The organism is Mycobacterium sp. IS-1742, from assembly GCF_001500125.1.
In the GTDB taxonomy this organism is placed as follows: domain Bacteria; phylum Actinomycetota; class Actinomycetes; order Mycobacteriales; family Mycobacteriaceae; genus Mycobacterium.
Genome location: NZ_LQIV01000015.1, coordinates 91,605 through 99,569, shown reverse-complemented (window position 1 = coordinate 99,569; position 7,965 = coordinate 91,605). Strand labels below are relative to the sequence as shown.

The 7,965-nt window shown below is 70.8% G+C and carries 10 protein-coding genes; 9 read left to right on the top strand and 1 reads right to left on the bottom strand.

Going from position 1 to position 7,965, the window contains the following annotated elements; all coding sequences use genetic code 11:
* Nucleotides 1-76 precede the first annotated feature (76 nt).
* The 7 genes from AU196_RS11790 (at nucleotide 77) to rraA (ending at nucleotide 4,535) form a co-directional block, all read left to right on the top strand.
* Nucleotides 77-493, top strand: a complete 417-nt coding sequence (locus AU196_RS11790; protein WP_157546258.1) for a RodZ family helix-turn-helix domain-containing protein — start codon at nucleotides 77-79, stop codon at nucleotides 491-493.
* 162 nt (nucleotides 494-655) lie between these two features.
* On the top strand, nucleotides 656-1,312 hold the full coding sequence (locus tag AU196_RS11785) for a DUF6474 family protein (protein WP_059095254.1): 657 nt from the start codon (nucleotides 656-658) through the stop codon (nucleotides 1,310-1,312).
* Nucleotides 1,313-1,318: 6 nt separating this feature from the next.
* On the top strand, nucleotides 1,319-1,837 hold the full coding sequence (locus tag AU196_RS11780) for a copper resistance CopC family protein (RefSeq protein ID WP_059095253.1): 519 nt from the start codon (nucleotides 1,319-1,321) through the stop codon (nucleotides 1,835-1,837).
* Nucleotides 1,834-2,763, top strand: coding sequence for a CopD family protein (locus AU196_RS11775; RefSeq protein WP_059095265.1), 930 nt, complete (start codon nucleotides 1,834-1,836; stop codon nucleotides 2,761-2,763). The genes AU196_RS11780 and AU196_RS11775 overlap by 4 nt, the downstream gene beginning before the upstream one ends.
* Before the next feature lie 69 nt (nucleotides 2,764-2,832).
* Nucleotides 2,833-3,249: an Rv3852 family protein gene (locus AU196_RS11770; protein ID WP_059095252.1), complete on the top strand. Its 417-nt coding sequence runs from the start codon at nucleotides 2,833-2,835 to the stop codon at nucleotides 3,247-3,249.
* Between the two features lie 45 nt (nucleotides 3,250-3,294).
* Nucleotides 3,295-4,059: a MerR family transcriptional regulator gene (locus AU196_RS11765; RefSeq protein ID WP_059095251.1), complete on the top strand. Its 765-nt coding sequence runs from the start codon at nucleotides 3,295-3,297 to the stop codon at nucleotides 4,057-4,059.
* On the top strand, nucleotides 4,056-4,535 hold the full coding sequence (gene rraA, locus AU196_RS11760) for a ribonuclease E activity regulator RraA (RefSeq protein ID WP_059095250.1): 480 nt from the start codon (nucleotides 4,056-4,058) through the stop codon (nucleotides 4,533-4,535). Before AU196_RS11765 ends, rraA begins: the two co-directional genes overlap by 4 nt.
* A 2-nt stretch (nucleotides 4,536-4,537) precedes the next feature.
* Here the strand turns inward: rraA and AU196_RS11755 are convergent, their stop codons facing one another.
* Nucleotides 4,538-6,007: a flavin-containing monooxygenase gene (locus AU196_RS11755; RefSeq protein WP_059095249.1), complete on the bottom strand. Its 1,470-nt coding sequence runs from the start codon at nucleotides 6,005-6,007 to the stop codon at nucleotides 4,538-4,540.
* Between the two features lie 76 nt (nucleotides 6,008-6,083).
* Between AU196_RS11755 and AU196_RS11750 the strand changes: the two genes are divergently transcribed.
* Both AU196_RS11750 and dinB read left to right on the top strand, forming a co-directional pair.
* Nucleotides 6,084-6,713: a TetR/AcrR family transcriptional regulator gene (locus tag AU196_RS11750; RefSeq protein ID WP_059095248.1), complete on the top strand. Its 630-nt coding sequence runs from the start codon at nucleotides 6,084-6,086 to the stop codon at nucleotides 6,711-6,713.
* Between the two features lie 24 nt (nucleotides 6,714-6,737).
* Complete coding sequence (gene dinB / locus AU196_RS11745) at nucleotides 6,738-7,961, top strand: DNA polymerase IV (RefSeq protein ID WP_059095247.1); 1,224 nt, start codon at nucleotides 6,738-6,740, stop codon at nucleotides 7,959-7,961.
* Nucleotides 7,962-7,965 lie beyond the last annotated feature (4 nt).

Genomic DNA, 7,965 nt, shown 5'->3' with positions numbered 1-7,965 from the left:
AAAATCCTCACGAGGACAATGTAGATTTCTCCCTGGATCGTGGTCTCGTAGATGTTTATAACCGTCTGGGGTGGTCGTGGGGGTGGTCGTGGGGGTGGTCGTCGGAGTGGCCGTGGTCGACGACGGAGACGTGCTGGTCGGGCTCGTCGACTTGGTGGTCGGGGTTTCCGATGGCTCGCTGTCCGTCGGCGCGGACGGGCTCTCGGAATGTCCGGCGCTCGGCTCGGATGAACCCTGTTCGGAAGCAGGGACTTTCGTGCCCTCGCCGGTGTCCGGTCCCGGATCACGGTCGACGGCCGGATCGGCCACGGCGCCCGCGCCCACCGGCACGGGTCCGTCGTCGGCGGGTTCCGCCAACGCCATCGCCCCGCCCACGCCCGCGAGGGACAGACCGGCCGCCACCAGGCAGGCCGACGCGGCGACGCGTACCCGCGATCCCACCTGGTCACCGCCCCTCGAACCCGGTCAGGCCGGAGTCTCCATACCGTTGTGACGATTCTCGCACAATTACGGGCCCGCGTTTGCTACTGAGATGAATCAGCTCACCGTGACGGGGCGCGGGCGCGGCCGGGGCACACCCGCCCGCTAGGGTTGGACTGCACCGATGCGGCCGCACGTCGTGGCTGGGGTACCGAGGACCGGAGGGCAGCGGGGAATGGGTTTGTTCAAGCGACGCAAAAGCCGCGCTACCCGCCGAGCCGAGGCCCGCGCGATCAAGGCCAAGGCAAAGCTGGAGGCCAGGCTCTCGGCCAAGAACGAGGCCCGTCGCTACAAGTCCCAGGCGAAGGCCGAGACGCGGGCGCTGAAGGCCCAGCTGCGCGCCCAGCGGGAAAGCGACCGGACGGCGCTCAAGGTTGCTGAGACGCAGCTGCGGGCAGCCAGGGAGGGCAAGCTCCTCTCCCCCGGCCGGATCCGTCGGACGCTGACCGTCGCCCGGCTGCTCGCGCCGATCGCGGTGCCGGTGATCTACCGGGCGTCGGTCGCGGCCCGCGGCTTCGCCGACGAACGCCGCGCCGACCGGCTCGGCGTGCCGCTGAGCCAGCTCGGCCAGTTCTCCGGACACGGCGGTGAGCTGTCCGCCCGCATCGCCGGCGCGGAGCAGTCGGTGCGGCTGGTCGCCCAGAAGAAGCCCAAGGACGCCGAGACCAAGCAGTTCGTCGCCGCGATCAACGAGCGTCTCGGTGACCTGTCCGCGGCTGTCGCCGCGGCCGAGAACATGCCGACCGCGCGCCGCCGCGCCGCCCACGCGGCGATCTCCGAACAACTCGACGGGATCGACGCCGATCTGATGGCCCGTCTCGGCGTGGCCTGAGGTCACATGCGAGCCCTTGCGCGCCGGTCGGCCGCCGCGATGGCGGTGGTGGTCCTCGTCGCCCTCGCACTCGCGGGCGTTGCCTCCGCCCATGCGACGGTCATCGCCACCGATCCCGCCGACGGTGCGAAGCCGGCCCAGGCGCCCGCACGGGTGAGCGCGACGTTCAACGAGGCCATGCAGCCGGCGTTCGCCGCGATGACCGTCGTCGGCCCGGACGGGAACCTCTGGTCGACCGGCGCGCCGCAGGTGCAGGACACCGTCGTGTCGGTGGGCCTGCGGCCATTGGGCCCCTCGGGCACCTACACCGTCAACTACCGCGCGACCTCCGCCGACGGTCACGTCGTCACGGGGTCGTGGACGTTCGAGCTCACCGTCAGCGGCACCGGCACGCCGGGGCCGTCGGCCGCGGCGCCCATGGCGCCCTCGGCGCCGGCTGAGGATCCACCGGTGTGGCCGTTCATCGTGGGCGCCTGTCTGGCGGTCGGCGCCGCCGCGCTGTGGGCGGCGCGACGCCGTACGTGAGTCCGCCGCCCTGGCGTGCGGCGGCCGGCGGCATCGGTGTCGCCGCGGTGGCGTCGGTGGCGGCGTGGGCGCTGGGTCAGCCGCAGAACTCGCTGAGCCTCACCGCCGCCCGCGCGGCGGCGGACTGCGCCGCGACCGTCACGCTCGGACTCGCGGTGGTGCCACTGCTCGACACCGGCCGGTACCGCGACGAGCTGTCGAGGTCGGCGGCGGTGTCGCTGGCGGTGAGCGCGGCGGTGTGGCTGTTCACCGAACTCGTGCGGCTGGTCGTGGTGAGCGCGCAGGCCGCGGCCCTGTCGGCCGGGACCGTGGGGGTGCGGACCTACGTCGAGTTCGTCACCGGCACCGCGGCCGGCCGATCCGGGGCGGTCAGCGCGGTCGCCGCCGCGGCCGTCTGCGCGGTGGCGGTGGCGGCGCCCCGCACGGGCTCGGTGGCCGTTGCGGCGACGGGCATCGCCGCGGCGGGTCTCGCGGCCAGGACCCTGGCCGGGCACCTCGCGGAGAGCCCGCTGGGCGGACTGGCGGTCGCGGTCCACGCGGTGGCGGCCGGTCTGTGGTGCGGCGCGCTGGTGGGGCTCCTGGTGACGGTGGCCCACCGCGGACAGTGGGCGCGGGTGCTGCCGCGGTTCTCGGCGCTGGCGTTGGTCTGTGTCGGTGCGTTGGTGCTCGCCGGGGTGGCCGGGGCGCTGGCCGTCGTCGGCTCCCCCGCGGACCTCGTCGCCACCGGCTACGGCCGGATCCTGACCGCGAAGGTCCTGGTGACGGTCGCGTTGACGGTGTTGGCTTGGCGCAACCGGAGCCGCTGGCTCCCGGCCGCGCGGGCCCACCGCGCCAGCGCCGGTCTGTCGCGGACGCGGTCGCTGCTGGAGCTGGGCGGCATGACGGTCGCCCTGACCCTGGCGGCCGGCCTGGCCGTCACCGGATGAGCCGGCCTGCGCGCCTGGCATGATGGAGCCACTGTCGCCGAACCCGGATACCGCGAAGGAGCAGCGTCGATGGCAGACCGCCAGGATGGGTCCGACGAGTCGGCCGACACTTCCGCCGAGCCGACGCCTCCGGTGAAGAAGACACCGGCCAAGAAAGCCCCCGCCAAGAAGGCGGCGGCGAAGAAGGCCCCGGCCAAGAAGGCGCCCGCGAAGAAAGCGCCTGCCAAGGCCGTCAAGAAGGCGCCCGCCACGAAGCAGCCGCCCCCGTCGCCGGCGGACCTCGTCAGCGGCGACGGCGATCTCACCGCCGCCGCAGAAGAGGCCGCGGCTCAGGCGAAGGCCGCGGTCGCGACGGCCGCCAACCCCGTGGCCGGGCGCGCACCCGTCCCCCTCACCGGCCCCGGTCAGTCCCGCCTGCCGCTCGCCGCGGCGGTGGCCGCGGCCGTCTTAGCGGTGCTCGCCGTCCTGGTCGCCCGGCGCCGCTGATCGCCGCTTGACCCTGACGCCACGTCAGGGTCGATAGTCGTTGGCATGGACGACTCAGCAGCCAGCACGGTCGGTACGGTCGCCGCGCTCACCGGTGTGTCGGTGCGGACCCTGCACCACTACGACCACATCGGTCTCGTGGTGCCCAGCGTCCGCACCGCGGCCGGCTACCGCGGATACACCGACGCCGACGTCGAGCGGCTGCACCTCGTGCTGGTGTACCGGTCGGTGGGCCTGCCGCTCGACGAGATTCGCACCTTGCTCGACGATCCGCACGCCGACGTCCTCGCGCGTCTGGAACGTCAACTCGAGCTGCTGCACCAGCACGCCGACCGCGTCCGGCACACCATCAAGGCAGTGGAGGAACTGATGAACGCACACCGCGAGGGTATTCAGCTGACCGCGCAGGAGCAGGTCGAGATCTTCGGCACCGTCGTGCACACCGACGACCACGCCGCGGAGGCGCGGCAGCGCTGGGGCGACACCGAGGCCTGGCGCCAGTCGCAGCAGCGCACCGCCCGGATGAGCAAGCAGGACTGGATCGAGGTCCGCGACGAGGGTGAGGCGCTGCTGACCGATCTGGTGGCGGCGAAACGCGACGGTGTCGCGCCGGGCAGCCCGGAGGCCGATCGGCTCGCCGCACGGCATCGCGCCTCGATCGAGCGGTTCTACGACTGCGACGACGCGATGCAGCTGCGCCTGGTGCAGATGTACCTGGCCGACGAGCGCTTCACGCGCCACTACGACGACCGCGAGCCGGGGCTGGCCCGGTATCTGCACGACGTGGTCGTCGCTAGCATCGACCGGTGACCATCGAACCGCGCGCCACCGCCGACCTCGTCGACGACATCGGACCCGACGTCCGCAGCTGCGATCTGCAACTGCGCCAGTTCGGCGGGCGACCGGAGTTCGCCGGGCGGGTCACCACCGTGCGGTGTTTCCAGGACAACGCCCTGCTCAAGTCGGTGCTGTCCGAACCCGGTGACGGCGGGGTGCTGGTGATCGACGGCGACGGTTCGGTGCACACCGCGCTGGTCGGCGACGTGATCGCCGCGCTGGGCCGCGACAACGGGTGGAGCGGGCTGATCATCAACGGCGCGGTGCGGGACGCGTCGACGCTGCGGACCCTCGACATCGGCATCAAGGCGCTGGGCACCAACCCCCGCAAGAGCACCAAAACCGGTGCGGGCGAACGGGATGTGCCGGTCGAATTCGGCGGCGTGGTGTTCTCCCCGGGCGACGTCGCCTACAGCGACGACGACGGTGTCGTCGTCGTCGCCCCCTAGGGCTAGGCCGAGACCGGCACGCGGCGCTTGGAGAACTGCAGCGTGTCGTCGTCGAGTTTGGCGTTACGGATGACCCGTAGGTCGACCAGGTAGTTCTGCTTGAGCCGCCACGGCGCCTTCGACCCCGACTTGGGGAGTCGGTCGAGTGCGCGCTTGATGTAGCCCGAAGTCAGGTCGACGAACGGCAGGCGTTCGACGTCGACACCGGGATCGCGCGGTTCGACGGTGCCGTAACCCTTGTCGTCCATGTAGGACAGCAGGCGGCTGACGTACTCGGAGGTGAGGTCGGCCTTCAGCGTCCACGACGCGTTGGTGTAGCCGAAAGTGAACGCCGCATTCGGGATGCTGGACAGCATCATGCCCTTGTAGGCCACAGTGCCCGCGAGGTCCACCGGCTCGCCGTTGCGCAGCACGTCGGCGCCGCCGAAGAACTGCACGTTCAAACCCGTTGCCGTGATGATGATGTCGGCGTCGATGCGCTCACCGGACTTGAGCAGGATGCCCTCGGGGGTGAACCGTTCGATCTCGTCGGTGACGACGTCGGCCTTACCCTTGCGGATCGTCTTGAAAAGGTCGCCGTTCGGGGCGAGGCACACGCGCTGATCCCACGGCTTGTAGTCGGGCGCGAAGTGCCTGTCGTAGTCGTAGCCGTCCGGCAGACGGCGTTCGGCCATGGTGCGCAACGCTTTCCGGAAGGTGTTCGGGAAGACGCGAGCCAGCTGGTATTGCATCATGGCGCGCAGGATGGCCTTCCACCGCACGATGGTGTAGGCGGGTTCCTCGGGGAGCAACCGGTAGGCCCTGGCCGCGAACGCGTCCTTGTCCGGCAGCGAACCGATGTAGGTCGGGGTGCGCTGCAGCATCGTGACGTGGCCCGCGCCGGTGTCCACCAGGGCAGGGATGAGCGTGATCGCCGTTGCGCCGCTGCCGATCACGACGACTCTCTTGCCCTGGTAATCGAGGTCCTCCGGCCAGTGCTGCGGGTGCACGATGGTGCCGGCGAAGTCGTCGGCGCCGGGGAACTCCGGCGCGTAGCCCTGGTCGTAGTTGTAGTAGCCGCTGCAGGCCCAGAGGAAGCCGGCGTTGAGCTGGATCGTCTCGCCGTCACGCTCGATGGTGAGTTCCCAATGGTTCTCGTCGTCGGACCAGTTGGCGGCGACGACCTTGTGGCCGTAGCGGATGTGCTTGTCGATCCCGTTCTCGGTGGCGGCCTCGTTGAGGTAGTTCCAGATCGACGGGCCGTCGGCGATGCCCTGGTCGGTGGCCCACGGCTTGAAGTGGAAGCCGAGGGTGTACATGTCGGAGTCCGACCGGATGCCCGGGTACTTGAACAGATCCCAGGTACCGCCGAGCTTGTCGCGCCGTTCGAGGATGGCGTAGCTCTTGTCGGGGTTCTGGCCCTGCAGATGCCATGCGGCGCTGATGCCGGAGATCCCGGCTCCGATGATCACGACGTCGACAAATTCGGTCATGCTGTCAAGCTATCAACAGTGCGTCGACACAGTCAACAGTGTGTCGATAATTTCAACGCGGTGTAAAGTATCCGGCGTGACCACCGCCAGCCAAGCCCGCGCCCCGCGCGGTCGCCGGTCTGCCCGCCCTTCGGGCGACGACCGGGAACAGGCCATCCTGGCGACCGCCGAACAACTGCTCGAGGCCCGCCCGTTCGCCGAGATCTCCGTCGACGACCTGGCCAAGGGCGCAGGCATCTCGCGTCCGACCTTCTACTTCTACTTCGGCTCCAAGGAAGCGGTGCTGCTCACGCTGTGGGAACGGGTCATCCGCGAGGCCGATGCCGCGCTCGAGCAGGCCGCCTCCGACGTGACGTCGGAGGACGTGTGGCGCCCCGGTATCACGGTGTTCTTCGACACCTTCGGCGCCCACCGCGGCGTGACCGTCGCGGCATCGGGTTCGGACAACGCCGAGGTGCGCGACGTCTTCGCGAAGTTCATGCAGAAGTGGATCGACTTCACCGCCGCGACCATCGAGGCCGAACGCCGGCGCGGCGCCGCTCCTGAGACGCTGCCCGCCCACGACCTCGCGACGGCACTCAACCTGATGAACGAGCGCACCCTTCTCGCGGCGTTCGCCGCCGAGACGCCCGGTATCCCCTCCGAGCGCGTGCTCGACTCGCTCGTGCACGTGTGGACGTGCTCGGTGTACGGAGAATGCCGCTGACGCGTCGGACCGGCATGCGAACATATGTTCGTGTCGGCTCAGGCTCGAAGTCACGCGGCGCAGGCCAACATCCTGCACGCTGACCTCGACTCGTTCTACGCCTCGGTCGAACAGCGTGACGATCCGGCGCTGCGCGGCAGGCCCGTCATCGTCGGCGGCGGCGTCGTGTTGGCGGCCAGCTATGAGGCCAAGGCCTACGGCGTGCGCACCGCGATGGGCGGCCACCAGGCCCGGCGGCTGTGCCCGCAGGCGATCGTCGTGCCCCCGCGCATGGCCGCCTACTCCCAAGCCAGCTCCGACGTGTTCGCGGTCTTCCGCGACACCACCCCGATCGTCGAACCCCTGTCGGTCGACGAGGCGTTCCTCGACGTCTCCGGCCTGGGCCGGGTCTCCGGCACGCCGGTCCAGATCGGCGCGCGGCTGCGGACCAGGGTCCGCGAGGAGGTCGGGCTGCCTATCACCGTCGGCATCGCCAGGACGAAATTCCTGGCCAAGGTCGCCAGCCAGGAGGGCAAGCCCGACGGGCTGCTGCTGGTGCCGCCGGACCGCGAACTGGCGTTCCTGCACCCGCTTCCGGTCCGGCGGCTGTGGGGCGTCGGCGAGAAGACCGCCGGGAAGCTGCGCGCGCACGGCATCGAGACCGTCGCCGACGTCGCCGAACTCGGCGAGACGACGCTGAGCGCGATGGTCGGCGGTGCGATGGGACGGCAGCTGTACGCGCTCTCGCACAACATCGACCGGCGCCGCGTGGTCACCGGGGTCCGGCGCCGTTCGGTCGGGGCGCAGCGGGCGCTGGGCCGCCGCGGCAACGCCATGTCGGACGCGGAGGTGGACGCCGTCGTGGTCAACCTCATCGACCGCATCACCCGCCGGATGCGCAACGCCGGCCGCACCGGCCGCACCGTGGTGCTGCGACTGCGCTTCGACGACTTCAGCCGGGTCACCCGGTCGCACACCATGCCGCGCGCCACCGCGTCGACCGAGGCGGTCCTGGCCGCCGCCCGCGAACTGGTCGCCGCGGCGGCCCCGCTCATCGCCGAACGCGGCCTCACGCTGATCGGGTTCGCGGTGTCCAACATCGACCGCGACGGCGCCCAGCAGCTCGAGTTGCCTTTCGAACGCGGGGACACCGGGGCGCTCGACGCCGCCGTCGACGAGGTGCGCACCCGCTACGGCAACCTGGCCGTCACGCGCGGGGTGCTCCTCGGGCGCGACCCCGGTCTCGAGATGCCGCACCTGCCGGACTGACCGT